At 65.2% G+C, this 14168-nt stretch carries 17 protein-coding genes and 1 tRNA gene; 6 read left to right on the top strand and 12 right to left on the bottom strand.

From position 1 onward, the window contains the following. The first annotated feature begins 121 nt into the window (after positions 1-121). Together BKK81_RS13390 and BKK81_RS13395 are read left to right on the top strand one after the other, a co-directional pair. A complete protein-coding gene (locus BKK81_RS13390) occupies positions 122-592 on the top strand; it encodes a hypothetical protein (RefSeq protein ID WP_156811287.1) in 471 nt (156 codons plus the stop codon). Between the two features lie 56 nt (positions 593-648). Beyond that, complete coding sequence (locus BKK81_RS13395; protein ID WP_071016460.1) at positions 649-1350, top strand: C40 family peptidase; 702 nt, start codon at positions 649-651, stop codon at positions 1348-1350. An 81-nt stretch (positions 1351-1431) separates the two neighbouring features. Here BKK81_RS13395 and BKK81_RS13400 read toward each other — a convergent pair whose 3' ends face one another. The 8 genes from BKK81_RS13400 to BKK81_RS13435 form a co-directional block, all read right to left on the bottom strand. After that, positions 1432-2442, bottom strand: coding sequence for an inorganic phosphate transporter (locus BKK81_RS13400; protein ID WP_071013741.1), 1011 nt, complete (start codon positions 2440-2442; stop codon positions 1432-1434). 13 nt (positions 2443-2455) lie between these two features. Continuing rightward, the gene (locus BKK81_RS13405) at positions 2456-3082 is read right to left on the bottom strand and encodes a DUF47 domain-containing protein (protein WP_071013743.1); all 627 of its coding nucleotides are present in this window, start codon (positions 3080-3082) and stop codon (positions 2456-2458) included. A 203-nt stretch (positions 3083-3285) separates the two neighbouring features. Further along, positions 3286-4677 carry a replicative DNA helicase gene (locus BKK81_RS13410; protein WP_071013745.1) on the bottom strand — a complete coding sequence of 464 codons (1392 nt, stop codon included), beginning with the start codon at positions 4675-4677 and terminating at the stop codon, positions 3286-3288. A 190-nt stretch (positions 4678-4867) separates the two neighbouring features. After that, entirely contained in the window at positions 4868-5320 is a 453-nt protein-coding gene (gene rplI, locus BKK81_RS13415; protein WP_071013748.1) for a 50S ribosomal protein L9, read from the bottom strand. A 33-nt stretch (positions 5321-5353) separates the two neighbouring features. Further along, a complete protein-coding gene (rpsR, locus tag BKK81_RS13420) occupies positions 5354-5632 on the bottom strand; it encodes a 30S ribosomal protein S18 (protein WP_006575387.1) in 279 nt (92 codons plus the stop codon). 3 nt (positions 5633-5635) lie between these two features. Continuing rightward, positions 5636-5935 (bottom strand): primosomal replication protein N, encoded by a 300-nt coding sequence (gene priB, locus BKK81_RS13425; protein ID WP_071013750.1) that lies wholly within the window; start codon positions 5933-5935, stop codon positions 5636-5638. A 74-nt stretch (positions 5936-6009) separates the two neighbouring features. Further along, positions 6010-6384 carry a 30S ribosomal protein S6 gene (gene rpsF / locus BKK81_RS13430; RefSeq protein WP_071013753.1) on the bottom strand — a complete coding sequence of 125 codons (375 nt, stop codon included), beginning with the start codon at positions 6382-6384 and terminating at the stop codon, positions 6010-6012. A 109-nt stretch (positions 6385-6493) separates the two neighbouring features. Beyond that, positions 6494-7495 carry an asparaginase gene (locus BKK81_RS13435; protein ID WP_071013756.1) on the bottom strand — a complete coding sequence of 334 codons (1002 nt, stop codon included), beginning with the start codon at positions 7493-7495 and terminating at the stop codon, positions 6494-6496. A 178-nt stretch (positions 7496-7673) separates the two neighbouring features. Between BKK81_RS13435 and lexA the strand changes: the two genes are divergently transcribed. From lexA to BKK81_RS13445, 3 genes are all read left to right on the top strand, one after another. Continuing rightward, positions 7674-8330 (top strand): transcriptional repressor LexA, encoded by a 657-nt coding sequence (lexA, locus tag BKK81_RS13440; protein WP_071013758.1) that lies wholly within the window; start codon positions 7674-7676, stop codon positions 8328-8330. 124 nt (positions 8331-8454) lie between these two features. Then, on the top strand, positions 8455-8625 hold the full coding sequence (locus BKK81_RS36035; protein WP_167366676.1) for a hypothetical protein: 171 nt from the start codon (positions 8455-8457) through the stop codon (positions 8623-8625). A gap of 591 nt (positions 8626-9216) precedes the next feature. Next, positions 9217-10377 carry a GGDEF domain-containing protein gene (locus tag BKK81_RS13445; RefSeq protein WP_231907924.1) on the top strand — a complete coding sequence of 387 codons (1161 nt, stop codon included), beginning with the start codon at positions 9217-9219 and terminating at the stop codon, positions 10375-10377. A gap of 69 nt (positions 10378-10446) precedes the next feature. On the opposite strand, the gene BKK81_RS13450 is transcribed toward BKK81_RS13445, so the two are convergent. From BKK81_RS13450 to BKK81_RS13460, 3 genes are all read right to left on the bottom strand, one after another. Then, entirely contained in the window at positions 10447-10773 is a 327-nt protein-coding gene (locus tag BKK81_RS13450) for a hypothetical protein (RefSeq protein ID WP_071013763.1), read from the bottom strand. A 292-nt stretch (positions 10774-11065) separates the two neighbouring features. Further along, a tRNA-His gene (locus BKK81_RS13455) sits at positions 11066-11141 on the bottom strand. Between the two features lie 171 nt (positions 11142-11312). Then, a complete protein-coding gene (locus BKK81_RS13460) occupies positions 11313-11570 on the bottom strand; it encodes a hypothetical protein (RefSeq protein ID WP_156811288.1) in 258 nt (85 codons plus the stop codon). 188 nt (positions 11571-11758) lie between these two features. Here BKK81_RS13460 and BKK81_RS36040 point away from each other — a divergent pair, with 188 nt between their 5' ends. Continuing rightward, complete coding sequence (locus tag BKK81_RS36040; RefSeq protein WP_167366677.1) at positions 11759-11896, top strand: hypothetical protein; 138 nt, start codon at positions 11759-11761, stop codon at positions 11894-11896. Positions 11897-12480: 584 nt separating this feature from the next. Here BKK81_RS36040 and dusA read toward each other — a convergent pair. Continuing rightward, positions 12481-13494, bottom strand: a complete 1014-nt coding sequence (gene dusA, locus BKK81_RS13465; RefSeq protein WP_071013769.1) for a tRNA dihydrouridine(20/20a) synthase DusA — start codon at positions 13492-13494, stop codon at positions 12481-12483. Positions 13495-14168 lie beyond the last annotated feature (674 nt).

Raw genomic sequence — 14168 nt, forward strand, 5'->3', positions numbered from 1 at the left:
AGGCGGGCCCAGGACGGGGCCCGCCGGCGTGTGCCCGCCACGCCCGAGGCGGCGTGGCGGGCGTTCGCGCTTTCAGCGGGCGTTGCTTTCCGTTGTTTCAACCTGGCAGGAGGAGTCATCGATGCAGGACTGCCCGACGCAATTCTCCAGGCAGCGGCCACGTGCCGCCCGCGCACCCGCGGCCGCTTCCCGTACCGGCTGGCTGCCGCTGCTGCCTCTGCTCGCCGGCCTGTCCGCCGTCGTAGCCTGGCACCCCGCCTGCGCCGCGGACGGGCTGGTGATCCGCACCATGGGGCCCGTCAGCTACGTCTGCGGTGGCGTCGCCGAGGACGAGCGCCAGGCGCTGGCCGCGCAGGAGCAGAACTTCAATATGGGGGTGCTGTTCACGCGCGGCGAAAACGGCGAGTACCTGGCCGACGTGTCGGTGCGCCTGGTCTACGACGGCCAGGAGGTCGCCCGTTTCCGAGCGAACGGTCCGCGCTGCCTGATACGTGCGCCGGAAGGCAGCTACAATATTGAAGCAAGCTACAAGGGGCAGCCGCGCTCGCTCACGGTGAACACCGGCACCCGTAACGCGCAATTGCGCTGGTAGCCGCGCTGGCAGCCAGGCAGCAGCCTGCTGGCAGCCGGATGGAAGAGACCCAGAGGATGCCCGCAAGCCGACACCCCGCAGCCGTCGCAGCGCCCACCGGACCTGCCCGCCAGGTCGGCTGCGGCCGCCCGCGCCTCGCGCTGGCCTGCCTGGCGGCCCTGCTGCTGGCCGCCTGCGCCTCGTCGCCGCCAGCCCGCTATGCTGGCTCCGCGCGCGCGCCTCGCCCCGTGATCGCCGACCCGTCTGCCGGCACCGAGGAAATATCCATCCAGGCTATGTCGCTGGTCGGCACGCCTTATCGCTATGGCGGCAATACACCCGATTCCGGCTTCGATTGCAGCGGGCTGGTGCGCTACGTGGTGGCGCGTGCCGCCAATGTGAACCTGCCGCGCACCACCGAAGCCATGGGCGTGCGCGGCGCTCCGCTCGAGCGCAGCCAGGTGGCGGCGGGCGATCTGGTCTTCTTCAATACCACGGGCCGGCCGAATTCCCATGTCGGCATCTACGTCGGCCAGAACCGTTTCGTGCATGCACCGTCCACAGGAGGCACGGTGCGCCTCGAGGACATGAGCAAATCCTACTGGGCTTCGCGCTACAACGGCGCGCGCCGGGTCTCGGGCCCGCTGGATCCCGGCGACTCGCCGGTCATGGTGGTGCAATCGACCCCGGCGCCCGCCTCCTCCTCCACGCCCGTCCGCGCGGCCACGGCCCAGCCGGCCGACGACGACGATCCGATCGCGGCCTTCGCCAACCGCTGAAGCCGAAATCAGAAGGCCGGGCATCGCCCGGCCTTTTCTGTCATCCGATGCCGGTCGCCCCGGCACCCGCGGCATGCGGGGTCAGAGCACGTGCTTGCCCACCCACCAGGCGATCGCCGCCATGAAGGCCGAGGCCGGAATGGTCAGCACCCAGGCCCAGACGATATTGCCCGCCACGCCCCAGCGCACGGCGGACATCTTCTGCACCGAGCCCACGCCGACGATGGCGCCGGTGATGGTATGGGTGGTGGACACGGGCACGCCCAGCGCGGAAGCGATGAACAAGGTCAGCGCACCGCCGGTCTCCGCGCAGAAGCCGCCGACCGGCTTGAGCTTGGTGATCTTCTGCCCCATGGTGCGCACGATGCGCCAGCCGCCGAACAGCGTGCCCATACCGATCGCCACGTAGCAGCAGACGATGACCCACACCGGGGGCTCGGCGCCACCGGCGGCCACGTGGCCGCTGGCGATCAGCAGCATCCAGATGATGCCGATGGTCTTCTGCGCGTCGTTGCCGCCGTGGCCCAGGCTGTACATCGAGGCGGACAGCAGCTGCAGCCGGCGGAACCAGCGGTCGACGCGCGACGGCGGCGTGCGGAAAAAGGTCCAGCCGACGATCACCATCATCAGCGAACCGAGCACCATGCCGAGCAGCGGCGAGATCAGGATGAAGGCCACCGTCTTCAGCAGGCCGCCGCCCACCAGTGCGCCGGTGCCCGACTTGGCCACCGCCGCACCGACCAGGCCGCCGATCAACGCATGCGACGACGATGACGGAATGCCGTAGTACCAGGTGATCAGGTTCCAGGCGATCGCCCCCATCAGCGCGCCGAACACCACATAGTGGTCGACGATCGCCACGTCGATGGTGCCGGTGCCCACGGTGGCGGCGACCTTGAGGTGGAAGATGAAGATCGCGACCACATTGCACATGGCCGCCATCGCCACCGCATGGTGGGGCTTGAGCACCCCGGTGGAGACCACGGTCGCGATGGAGTTTGCCGCGTCATGGAAGCCGTTCATGAAATCGAACAGCAAGGCGAGCGCCACCAGCAGGGCGATCACCCACAGGCTCATTTGTACGGTCTGCATGCGGGTACGCGCCTCAGGCGTTCTCGAGGACGATGCCCTCGATGATGTTCGCCACGTCCTCGCACTTGTCGGTGATGGTCTCGAGCTGCTCGTAGATGGCCTTCAGCTTGATCAGACGCTTGACGTCGGTCTCGTCGCGGAACAGCTTGGACATGGCGGCACGCATCACGCGGTCGGCTTCCGACTCGAGCTGGTCGATCTGCTGGGCAGTCTTCAGGATGGTGCTGGCATTGCTCATGTCCTCGAGCAGGCCCACGGCGATCTTGACCTGGTCGCAGCACTGCACGCAGATGGCGGCCAGGCGGCGTGCCTCCTCGGTCAGGCTGGTCACGTCGTACAGCGAGATGGTTTCCGCCACGTCCTCCATCAGGTCGAGGATGTCGTCCATGGTGGTGATCAGCTTGTGGATCTCGTCACGGTCCAGCGGCGTGATGAAGGTCTTGTGCAGCAGGTCGATGGTGTCGTGCGTGATGCGGTCGGCCTTCTTCTCGGTGGCCTGCACGCGGCGCGCATGCGCTTCGGCATTCGGCAGGTCGTTCACCAAGACCTCGAGTTCGCGCGCGGCGGTGGTCGCGCATTCCGCGTGCTGGTTGAAATATTCGAAGAACTTGCCCTCGGTGGGCATGAATCGGCCGAACATGAAATGTTCCTTGTCGTAGCGCCGGGGGGCGCCGCTGGGATTGTTGCGGGGGGTGGATGCGGCGGACACAGGTCCGCATGACACGACAGCCGCGCGAAGGCGGCTGTCATCAAGTCGCAATATTTTACAGGGTTGCCGGCGCCGCGCCGCGACAATCGACGCAATTTGCGTCTGCTTCCCGCGAAGCCGCGCCGGTGCTGGCGTCAGGTGTCGTTGTCGAAGAAGGCCGGACCGCCGCTGAAGTTGTCGAACTTGGTGAACTGGCCCAGGAAGGTCAGGCGCACCGTGCCGATCGGACCGTTACGCTGCTTGCCGATGATGATCTCGGCCGTGCCCTTGTCCTGCGAATCCGGGTTGTAGACTTCGTCGCGGTAGATGAACAGGATCACGTCGGCATCCTGCTCGATGGCGCCGGATTCGCGTAAGTCTGACATCACCGGCCGCTTGTTCGGCCGCTGTTCCAGGCTGCGGTTGAGCTGCGACAGCGCGATCACCGGGCAGTTCAGCTCTTTGGCCAGGCCCTTGAGCGAACGCGAGATCTCGGAAATCTCGGTGGCGCGGTTCTCGCCGCCACCCGAGCCCGACATCAGCTGCAGGTAATCGATGATGATCAGGCCGAGCTGGCCGCACTGGCGCGCCAGCCGGCGCGAGCGCGCGCGCAGCTCCATCGGGTTCAGCGCGGGCGTCTCGTCGATGAAGAGCTGGGCATCGTTCATGCGCTGGATCGCATGGGTCAGCCGCGGCCAGTCCTCGTCGAGCAGGCGCCCCGTGCGCAGCCGGTGCTGGTCGAGCCGGCCGACCGAACCGAGCATACGCATGGCGAGCTGGGTACCCGCCATTTCCATCGAGAAGACCGCGACCGGCAGCCCCTGCTCGACAGCGACGTGCTCGCCGATATTGAGCGAGAACGCCGTCTTACCCATCGACGGACGCCCGGCGACGATGACCAGGTCGCCCGGCTGCATGCCGCTGGTCATCCGGTCCAGGTCGATGAAGCCGGTAGGCACGCCCGTCACGTCGGACGTCGAATCGCGGTGGTACAGCTCGTCGATGCGCTCCACCACCTGGGTCAGCAGCGGCTGGATCTCCTGGAAGCCGGCCTGCCCGCGCGCGCCTTCCTCGGCGATGGCGAAGACCTTGGATTCGGCTTCGTCGAGCAGCTCGCGCACCTCGCGGCCCTTGGGCGCGAAAGCGGCGGTGGCGATATCGTCGGCCACCGTCACCAGCTTGCGCAGCACCGAGCGCTCGCGCACGATTTCCGCATAGCGGCGGATATTGGCCGCACTCGGCGTGTTCTGCGCCAGCGAATTGAGATAGGCCAGGCCGCCGACTTCCTCCGCCTTGCCTGCCACCTGCAGCATCTCGTAGACGGTGATGACGTCGGCGGGCTTGGTGGCCGAGATCAGGCGGGCGATGCTCTGGAAGATCAGCCGATGGTCGAAGCGGTAGAAGTCCGCCTCCGACAGGAAATCCGCGATGCGGTCCCAGGCGGCGTTGTCCAGCAGCAGGCCGCCGAGCACCGATTGCTCGGCCTCGATGGAGTGCGGCGGGACCTTGAGGTTGTCTAGTTGGGGGTCGGCGACGGGCGCATTCATGGGGGGCAATTATAGCGGCGACGGGGCCCGGCCCGCGCGGAGAATTCGGCAGTGGCGAACCACTGTGGCGTCGGCGGCGTCACGCGACGGACAAGAAAAAAGGCAGAAGCCCAAGCTTCTGCCTTTTCTCGTGATCCGAACCGGCCGGTGCGTGCCGCTGCGGGCACCGCTCCAGCCTGGCGCCGGAATCTCAGACCTGCTCGCCCAGCACCGAGACGGTCACGTCGACCACCACGTCGGTGTGCAGCGCCACGCTGACCGGATGGTCGCCGACCATCTTCAGCGGACCGTTCGGCAGGCGGACCTGCGCCTTCTCGACGACGAAGCCTTGCGGAGCCAGGGCTTCGGCGATGTCGGCGTTGGTCACCGAGCCGAACAGGCGGCCATCCACACCCGACTTCTGGGTGATCTGGATGGTCAGGCCGTTCAGCTTCTCGCCTTCCGCCTGGGCGGCGGCCAGCTTCTCGGCGGCAGCCTTTTCCAGGTCGGCACGCTTGGCTTCGAATTCTTCGATGGCGGACTGGGTCGCGCGGCGGGCCTTCTTGCTCGGGATCAGGAAGTTACGGGCGTAACCGTCCTTCACGCGAACGATGTCACCCAGGTTGCCCAGGTTGACGACTTTTTCAAGCAGAATGACTTGCATCGTATATCTCTCCTTTACCTAGGGCCTGGACAATCAGTTCTTGTGCAGGTCGGTGTACGGCAGCAGCGCGAGGAAACGCGCACGCTTGATAGCCGTATCGAGCTGACGCTGATAGTGCGCCTTGGTACCGGTCAGGCGTGCCGGCGTGATCTTGCCGTTGTCGCCGATGAAGTCCTTCAGGGTGTCCAGATCCTTGTAGTCGATCTGTTCCACGCCAGCCACGGTGAAGCGGCAGAAGCGCTTGCGCTTGAACAGCGGGTTCTGCTGCTGGAAGCGCTTCTTGTTCTTGTTGTCACGTTTGACGAATGCCATGATTCAATCCTTTTCGAATGCTTTACATCCAGTGATGTGAAAGACGAGAGCCTTGCTGTTGCGATGCTTGCGGGCCAGGAAGCCTTCGCAGTCGAGCAGCGTGCCCAGCGGCATGCGCTCCAGGCGCTGGCCGACCGGGCCGATGCCCATCGCCGCGATGGCGAACTCGATCTGCCGGGGAATCTGCGCCTCGACCACCTCGCCAGCGTGCTGCAGCAAGCAGTTCACGACAGGCACGCCGGCCGGCGTGTAGCGCAGGGCTTCGCGTTCGACTAGGGTCGCGGACAGCCGCAACTGGTTCAACGCGCGCCTCCTTGCTGGTCCCGGGCCACCCTGCCGATCCGGCCGGGCAGCGCTCTAGCGCACCGCACCGCCGATCAGGCGGCCTGGCTCTCGCTGCTTTGTTGCGCGGCCTTGCGGGCTTCTTCGCGCTGCACTTCCTTCATCATCGGCGAGGGAGCGGTTTCGGCCTTCTTGGTCTGGACGATCAGGTGACGCAGCACCGCATCGTTGAACTTGAACGCGTGTTCGAGTTCGGCCAGGGTTTCCTTGCCGCATTCGATGTTCAGGCAAACGTAGTGAGCCTTGGCCAGCTTCTGGATCATGTAGGCCAGTTGGCGACGACCCCAGTCTTCCACGCGGTGAACCTGGCCATTCTGCGAGGTGACCAGCGACTTGTAACGCTCGATCATCGCGGGCACTTGTTCGCTCTGGTCCGGATGGACGATAAAGACGATTTCGTAATGACGCATTGACGCTCCTTTTGGGATGAGCCACCCGGGCGTCACGTCCGGTGCGGCAAGGTTGGATAGCCTGCCATTATAGCCCGCAGCAAGCTGGCACGGCAAGCAGACTGCCCGCTCAGCACTGCGCGAAGCACTGCTGCAGCCGGCCAGGGTCCGCCGCCAGCCGAGGATCCCGAGCCAGAGCGAGCAACAGCAGCGCGCGCGCCTTGTAGGGATTCAGGTCACCCGCGGAGACGAACAGGCCGGCGCCAGGATTCGGCAGTGCCGGAATCGATACATGGCCCGCACCGGTGCGAGAACTGCGCACCACCGCGACACCTGCGCGCGCCGCGTCGGCCAGCGCGGCAGCCAGCGCCTCGTGAATCGAACCGTTCCCCGCCGCCGCCACCACCAGGCCCGCCGCGCCGGCAGCCACCAGCGCGTCGACGACGATACGGGAGGGCTGCGCATAGCTCGGCACAATTTCCACCAGCGGCCACTCCCCGGCTGGCAGCGGCCAGGACCGCTCGACCCGGCGCAATGGCGCGCGCATGAAGCTCACCAGGTCATCCTGGACGAAACCGAGCGGGCCGCCCACCGGCGACACGAAGGCATCGACCGCCGAGGTATGTGCCTTGACGACATCCCGCGCAGCATGGATCTGCTGGTTCAGCACCACCAGCACGCCACGGCCGCACGCCTCCGGATGGGCCGCCACACGCACGGCATCGAGAAGATTGAGCGGGCCATCCGCCGACAGGGAGGTCGAAGGCCGCATGGCCGCGGTCATCACTACGGGAACCGGTACCGCACAGGACAGGTGCAGCAGCATGGCCGTCTCTTCCAGGGTATCGGTACCGTGAGTCACCACCACACCCGCCACATCGGGCTGGGCGCACCAGAATGCCACGCGCGCCTGCAGTCTGGCCCACAGCGCAAAGCCCATGTCCTTGCTGTCGACCTGGGCCACCTGCTCGGCCTCCAGGCGCGCCACCGACTTCAACGCCGGCACGGCATCCAGCAGCGCCGTCACCGGCACCGTGGCTGCCTGGTAATGCGCACTGCTGGCCGCGCTGGCGGCGGAACCGGCGATGGTGCCGCCGGTGGCAAGCACGACGATGCGGGGAAGCTTGGACATATCAGGGCGGGAACACGGGTGAGCCGCGATTGTAACCGTACGCCCAACCACCATCACTCCGCCGCACCGGCCACAGGTCGCGCAAATTCCACTTGCACTTCGTCACATACTGTATAAAATCACAGCATACTGTTTAAACATACAGTACCCCTGACACCAAGAACAAAGCGGCGACTCCATGGCAACCCTGACTCCGCGGCAACAACAGATCTTCGACCTGATCCGCAACACGATCCGCCGCACCGGCTTTCCGCCTACGCGCGCAGAGATCGCCGCGGAGTTCGGCTTCTCCTCCCCGAATGCCGCCGAGGAACATCTGCGGGCACTGGCGCGCAAGGGCGTGATCGAGTTGACCCCGGGCGCCTCGCGCGGCATCCGCCTCAAGGTCTCGCGCAGCGATTCGGAAACACCGGACCAGTTCACATTGCCGATGGCCGGCGTGATGCAACTGACCCTGCCGCTGGTCGGCCGCGTCGCGGCAGGCAGCCCCATCCTCGCCGCCGAGCACATCGACCGGCAGTATCAGGTGGATGCCTCGGTCTTCGACGAACAGCCCGACTATCTGCTGCGCGTACGCGGCCTCAGCATGCGCGATGCCGGCATCCTCGACGGCGACCTGCTCGCAGTCAAGCGCGCCAGCGAGGCCAGCAACGGCAAGATCGTGGTAGCACGCCTTGGCGAGGACGTCACTGTCAAACGCTTCAAGCGACGAGGCGACAGCATCGAGCTGATTGCCGAGAACCCCGACTACCCCAACATCCTCGTGAAACCGGGAGAAGAAGAGTTCTCTCTCGAGGGTATCGCGGTCGGACTGATCCGTCCGGCCGGCTTCTAGCGCAGCCGGCCCGACCCCTCGCCGCCGCCAGGTCTGCAGCGTGGCGGCACCTGCCTCACCGTTCCGAAGGCGCCCGCCGACGCTGGCGCCATCCCCCGACTATTGTCAATCGACAGGTGCAACCATGCCGCAAGCCAATACCATCTCCGCCCGCCGCCCGGTCAAGCCAGTGCCTTTCCGCCAATGCAAGGGCGTGCGCATCTACCAAGGCGCGCAGCGCCGCACCATGGTCGGCAGCATGGCCGCCATCTGCCGCATGCTGGAGTTGGCCGAGCCGGCCAAGCTGCACGTCTGAGCCTGCGCGGCACCCGAGTACGCACGGATACGTGACAGGCGCGGCTCGCCGTGCCGTGCCTGTCACGCCGGGCATTCGCTTTGCCGCATTCGCTTTGCCGCGCATCTGCTTTGCATGATGCACGACGGCGCCCGAGCAATCGCATGCCCGAGCGGTCGTCGCGCACCAACGATTCCGCGATGTTCCATGGCGCCTTCAATCCGCGTCCAACCCTCTGCCTATGCCAGGCAATGCGTAGGGTGTCCCTCCCTTGATGCACACTCCGCCCCTCGTTCGAAGGGGGCATTTCCGTATCTTTACCGTTGTTTGCAATTGCAGCGGCGCGCAGCACGTCAGTGCCGGCGAGATTCGCGTGCCGGCTCGCTAGAATGGCCGCTGACATTGGAATAGCGCCGCACCGGCAGCAGCTCCATCTGCGGAGTCGCCGGCAAGACTGACAGGCGCTCGTACGCGCCGCGCTGCTGCATTGCCGAGGCATACCACGCTGCCTGCCTCGGCACACCGACCACCCTCCGGACAGCGCTCCCGGCCACCACAACGACTACAGATCGGGGACCTCGCTTGCCGCTTCAAACTGTCCAGGTTCTGGCCTTGGGCAATCCCGCCATCGCCACGCTGCTATCCCTGTGCTTCCTGCTGGCCTGGAGCTACGAGCGCGCGCAGCGTCACCTGCTGATGTTCTGCGCATCGTTCCTGATCTATGCCTTGGCCGCGTCAGCGCAGATCCTGCAACTGCCGCGCGACGCTGGCGTGAACCTGCTGCTGTCCTGCGCGCTCTACCTGGGTAGCACCCTGTTGCTGTTGCGCGGCGTCGTAGCACGCGCCGACGCGCAGTTCGATGCCGTGCCGCTGACCACGCTGGCCTGTCTGCAGTTGATCGCGCTGGCGTACTTCCACTATGCCGACGACCAGATCGCGGCACGCATCTACATACTCCACGGCGGCATCGCAGTGATGCTGCTGACCGGCGTCGCGCGGCTTGGCAAACTGCGCCTGGGCGCCGCCGTCGACCGCGCGCTGTATTGGATCCTGCTGGCGTTTGCGCTGAGCTTCGTGCCACGCTCGGCGCTGACCATCACATCCGCCGCGTCCGGCAACGCCGACTCACTAGCGCACTCGCCCTTCTGGATCGCACTGCAGCTCAGCCTGGTACTGTTCGGCATCGTGCTCGGCCTGGCCCTGCTCGCAGGCGCCATGTCCGACGTGATCGACAAGCTGCGCGAGGAACGCGACACCGATCCCCTGACCCGCCTCCACAACCGCCGTAGCTTCGAGGTGCTGGCTGAGCGCGAGATTCCGCCCCGCCAAGGCCAGCCGCTCAGCGTGCTGCTCTGCGATATCGATCACTTCAAGCACATCAACGACACCCACGGCCACGCCGCTGGCGACACGGTCCTGTCGGAATTCGGCCACCTGGTCCTCGCAAGCATCCGCCATCGGGACATTGCAGGCCGCATCGGCGGCGAAGAGTTCGCCATCCTGCTGCCCGGCACCGACGTTGCGAGCGCGCTGCACCTCGCCGAACGCCTGCGCCACACGCTCGAGACGACGGCATTCGAGGCCCTGCCCGGCACATGTACCGTGACCGCCAGCTTCGGCGTCACCGCGCTCGCCGCCGGGGAATCGCTAGATGACCTGCTGACCCGGGCCGACATGCTGCTTTACACCGCCAAGCGCGAGGGAAGGAATTGCGTGGCATTCGAGCACAATCCGCCACCGGCACAACTGGCGAACTCCCGCCAGGCGGCCTAGGCAGGATCCGCAGCGCGACGAGGAGCAAGGACGACTATCAGCCGACCTTGCCTGAAAACCGGTGCGACCTCAGTCCTTACCAGCCACCTGCGCGCCGGCAGCTCCGCCTGACGCCGCAGGCCAGGGCTCCGCATGCTCGATCGGTGCGGCCTTGCCGTTGCCCAGGATAGCTCCATCCACAGCGTACTTGGCAGCGACCCGCGCCTGCACTGCATCCATGACGGCACGCACCGCCGGCCCCGCACCTTCTGAGGCCGCCACCCCGGTGGCCGCCCGGGCCTTGGCGCCAAGCGGATAGAACACAAACTCGACACCCTCCGGCACCCCCGCCTCCTTGGCCAGGCGCCGGTTAAGCTTGCGCAGGTATTGCTTCTTCGAGACCGTCGTTTTCGCCATCGCCATCTCCTGGAGAGTCGAGCAATGCTAGCATGGCAGGACGAGGCACCGTATCGAATGGTCTACGCCATCCATTGGCCGCAACCGCAACAGGCCCGGGAACGGCTGCCGAGAAAGCATCGGCACATCGAAGTCAAAGCGTGCAATCGGGAGCTATGCCAACCGCATCGTTGGACAAGCCCGCATCCCTAACTTAACGACTGGGATTTCCCCGTGAAAACAGCACACTACCGCGCGGCGAGCCCAAAGCAAAACGGCCGCTTCTGCAAGCGGCCGTTCTACAAGAAATTCCTGGGGTGGCTGATGGGACTCGAACCCACGACGACAGGAATCACAATCCTGGACTCTACCAACTGAGCTACAGCCACCGTCGTTTTGCTGCTTTCGATTCGTTGCGAACCGTCGATCAGCGAAAACCAAGATTATACGGAGAAGTTTCCGTCATGGCTAGTACTCAACACAAAATTTTTCAGCACCCACCGAGAGCCGCTGACGCATGCCCGAGAAACAGCATGCGCCGTCCAGCGCCGTCCACCAGCTCAACGACGGCTCAGGTCCCACTTCGACTCGAGCAGGACCGCCTCCTTGATCGCTTCGATCGTGTCGGACTCCGTGTCGAACAGGCCCAGCAGGCGGCGAGACCTGCCGTTCAGCACGTCGGCCTGCAAGGCTTTGCTGGCCTCTCCATCGATGCCGAAGCGCCAGCAATAGCGCGCCGTCCACTTGCCGTCCTGCAGCCGCTCGGCTACCCACACGACGCGGAAGCCTTCGAATTCCACGCCAAACAACTCGTCCAATGTCCTGCCCTCCAAGCTCAGATGCTCCCCCGCATCCCGGCCGGCCTGCCGACGGCGGCCGCACTCTCTCTTTCTCTGCTAGCTCTATTGTCTCGCAGTTGCCTCTCTGCTCGCGCGCCGCAAGGGAACCAATCGAGCGAGGTGCGGGACTGAACCGTATTGCCAACCCGATCCCGACACCCTTCCTCATGACCTCCCTGCTACGCCTCGCCATCGTCCTGCTGGCCAGCGCACTGGCCGCATGCGCCGCCACGGGCAGCGAGACCGCCGGTACCGGCATCTCGACCTACGGCACCATCGACGTCGGGATCAGCCACACCCGCTGACCCACTTCCCTGTCGACCCAAGCAGTGCCGTCTTTGAACATGATAGACGCGCGAGCAGGGGCCTAGGGAATGTCGGCAAGCAAGCGGAACTTTTGAGAGATATCCCACCCTAAAGACTTTACGCCCGCGACCACATGTGGCGCAAGCTGCATAATATCGATTCGGGCCGCAAGAAGCTCGACGAACCACAGGCAAGACACAGCTAGACGCAGCATGCCGGTGCGGCGCAGGCATCTGTCATGCAGCTGCCACCTCGAATGGCCATCATGCGGCCAAGCCGATGACAGGATCCACTGGCAACGATGCCCGCGACAAAAAAAACAGCCCGCACAAGGCGGGCTGAATAATCAGTTGAAGAAAGCCCTGTATTCGAGGGCAGGGCCAGTGTATGGAGTCCGCCGTCACTCTGCATTTAGGGGAATCCCTTTGCCGGCGCGACTTTCCCGGTAGCACACTGCGACGACCGCGGCGCATGTGTCGCAATCTCAACGTCCGGCCAGCACCGCACAAAAAGACAATTCGGAGTTAGAGCTTTTCTTCGGACCGGCACGCCACCCTGAACGGAGGGGCGACGACAGGCGCTGTCAGACTGCCTCGGCTACCGGCTCCGCTTCGCGACGCAGATGGCTGCGCGCCTCTTCGAACAAGGCATCCACCTCAGCAGAAGAACGTGCCGCGGCCATTCGCCGGGCATCCGACAGGATGCGCCGCCAGCCTCGTCCGCCATGGATCCCCCGATGCAGGCCCAACATATGGCGCGTGACCGCCCCCATATACCCGCCTGCCTCGACATGGCGCCCGATATAGGCCTGCATGGCCAGCTCCACCTCCAGCCTCGACGCGATCGGCGTAGCAGCCCCGTAGAAGCGCGCATCGACCTCGGCCAGCAGATAAGGGTGGTGATAGGCCTCGCGCCCGATCATGACACCGTCGACGTGCTCGAGATGCGCGTCCATCTGCTGATAGTCCACGATGCCGCCATTGATCAGGATCTCAAGCTGCGGAAACTCGCGCTTCAACTGGTAAGCCACCTCGTAGCGCAGCGGCGGGATCTCGCGGTTCTCCTTGGGGCTGAGCCCTTTGAGGATGGCATTGCGCGCATGCACGATGAAGGTCTCGCAACCGGCTTGCGCAATGGTGCCGACGAAATCACGCACGAAATCGTAGTGTTCGATAGTGTCGATGCCGATGCGGTGCTTGACCGTTACTGGCACCGAAACCGCATCGCGCATCGCCTTGACGCAGTCCGCGACCAGCGCCGGCTCCGCCATCAGGCAGGCACCGAAGGCCCCGCGCTGCACCCGTTCGGAGGGGCAACCGCAGTTCAGGTTGATTTCCGCATAGCCCCACCGCTCGCCCAATCGTGCAGCATGAGCCAGGTCGGCTGGTTCGCTGCCACCGAGCTGGAGCGCTACCGGCTGTTCCACCTCGTCATAGTCGAGATGGCGCGCCACATCGCCATGCAACAGGGCACCGGTCGTCACCATCTCCGTGTACAGCCAGGTATGGCGGCTCAACTGGCGGTGAAACATGCGGCAATGGCGGTCGGTCCAATCCATCATCGGGGCGACCGAGACGCGGCGGGGGGTGGTTGTCATGGAAAACGGCTTCAAAACGGATTGAGCAGGCAGGCGGCCCTGCCTTGGTGGAACGGCCGCCGCGCAGCGGCCCGCGCGCCTTGCGGCGAGCACATCTGCCTTGCACAAGGCATTTCACGGCACTTCATGCCCGTGCGGCAAAGCGCCAGCACACTGTGTGGCGCGAGGACGAGAGTATAGGCTACCGTGCGCGGCAGCGCTGGTGGGCCGGCGCTTGGCATCCGCGGCACACCGCATGCTCGCCACTTGCCACAGCCCACCCCAGTGGCTATACCAAAAGCGGCAAACTCTTTTTTGCCAGACTCGTTTTGACAGAGGCCCTCCGCTGCACGGCAAGGGCCTCTCTTTTGCATGCCGGCAATGAATGCCGGCGATGCCCTGCCCGCGGATGCATGGAACCGGTCCGGCCGGCTTCCCACGCCAATCCGAGTCACCCCTCTCCAGTGTGATGCCGACGCAACGATGCTGCGTGCATACTCACGGTTCACCGAGCCAAAGAGCCGGCGTGTGCACAAATGGAATGGGTCAATCGATATGAGCGCTACGCTTACCGTCAGTGGCTATGTCCTGATCAGCCTGCTCGTTCCCATGGTCGGGGCGCGCTGGCTCATCAAACACCACCCCGCGATGCGGGAGGATGTCCCCTCCGAGTCCGAGGCCTGGCCCGCTTCGGA

Origin of the sequence: Cupriavidus sp. USMAHM13, from assembly GCF_001854285.1 — a bacterium.
Taxonomy (GTDB): Bacteria; Pseudomonadota; Gammaproteobacteria; order Burkholderiales; family Burkholderiaceae; genus Cupriavidus; species Cupriavidus malaysiensis.

Bases quoted from the DNA above. Each gene is read 5' to 3' on its own strand.
- BKK81_RS13400 (WP_071013741.1), bottom strand. From the start codon at position 2,442: ATGCAGACCGTACAAATGAGCCTGTGGGTGATCGCCCTGCTGGTGGCG.
- BKK81_RS13435 (WP_071013756.1), bottom strand. From the start codon at position 7,495: ATGTCCAAGCTTCCCCGCATCGTCGTGCTTGCCACCGGCGGCACCATC.
- lexA (WP_071013758.1), top strand. From the start codon at position 7,674: ATGGCAACCCTGACTCCGCGGCAACAACAGATCTTCGACCTGATCCGC.
- BKK81_RS13410 (WP_071013745.1), bottom strand. From the start codon at position 4,677: ATGAATGCGCCCGTCGCCGACCCCCAACTAGACAACCTCAAGGTCCCG.
- dusA (WP_071013769.1), bottom strand. From the start codon at position 13,494: ATGACAACCACCCCCCGCCGCGTCTCGGTCGCCCCGATGATGGATTGG.
- BKK81_RS13390 (WP_156811287.1), top strand. From the start codon at position 122: ATGCAGGACTGCCCGACGCAATTCTCCAGGCAGCGGCCACGTGCCGCC.
- BKK81_RS13395 (WP_071016460.1), top strand. From the start codon at position 649: ATGCCCGCAAGCCGACACCCCGCAGCCGTCGCAGCGCCCACCGGACCT.
- rplI (WP_071013748.1), bottom strand. From the start codon at position 5,320: ATGCAAGTCATTCTGCTTGAAAAAGTCGTCAACCTGGGCAACCTGGGT.
- BKK81_RS36035 (WP_167366676.1), top strand. From the start codon at position 8,455: ATGCCGCAAGCCAATACCATCTCCGCCCGCCGCCCGGTCAAGCCAGTG.
- BKK81_RS13405 (WP_071013743.1), bottom strand. From the start codon at position 3,082: ATGTTCGGCCGATTCATGCCCACCGAGGGCAAGTTCTTCGAATATTTC.
- rpsF (WP_071013753.1), bottom strand. From the start codon at position 6,384: ATGCGTCATTACGAAATCGTCTTTATCGTCCATCCGGACCAGAGCGAA.
- BKK81_RS13450 (WP_071013763.1), bottom strand. From the start codon at position 10,773: ATGGCGAAAACGACGGTCTCGAAGAAGCAATACCTGCGCAAGCTTAAC.
- BKK81_RS36040 (WP_167366677.1), top strand. From the start codon at position 11,759: ATGACCTCCCTGCTACGCCTCGCCATCGTCCTGCTGGCCAGCGCACTG.
- rpsR (WP_006575387.1), bottom strand. From the start codon at position 5,632: ATGGCATTCGTCAAACGTGACAACAAGAACAAGAAGCGCTTCCAGCAG.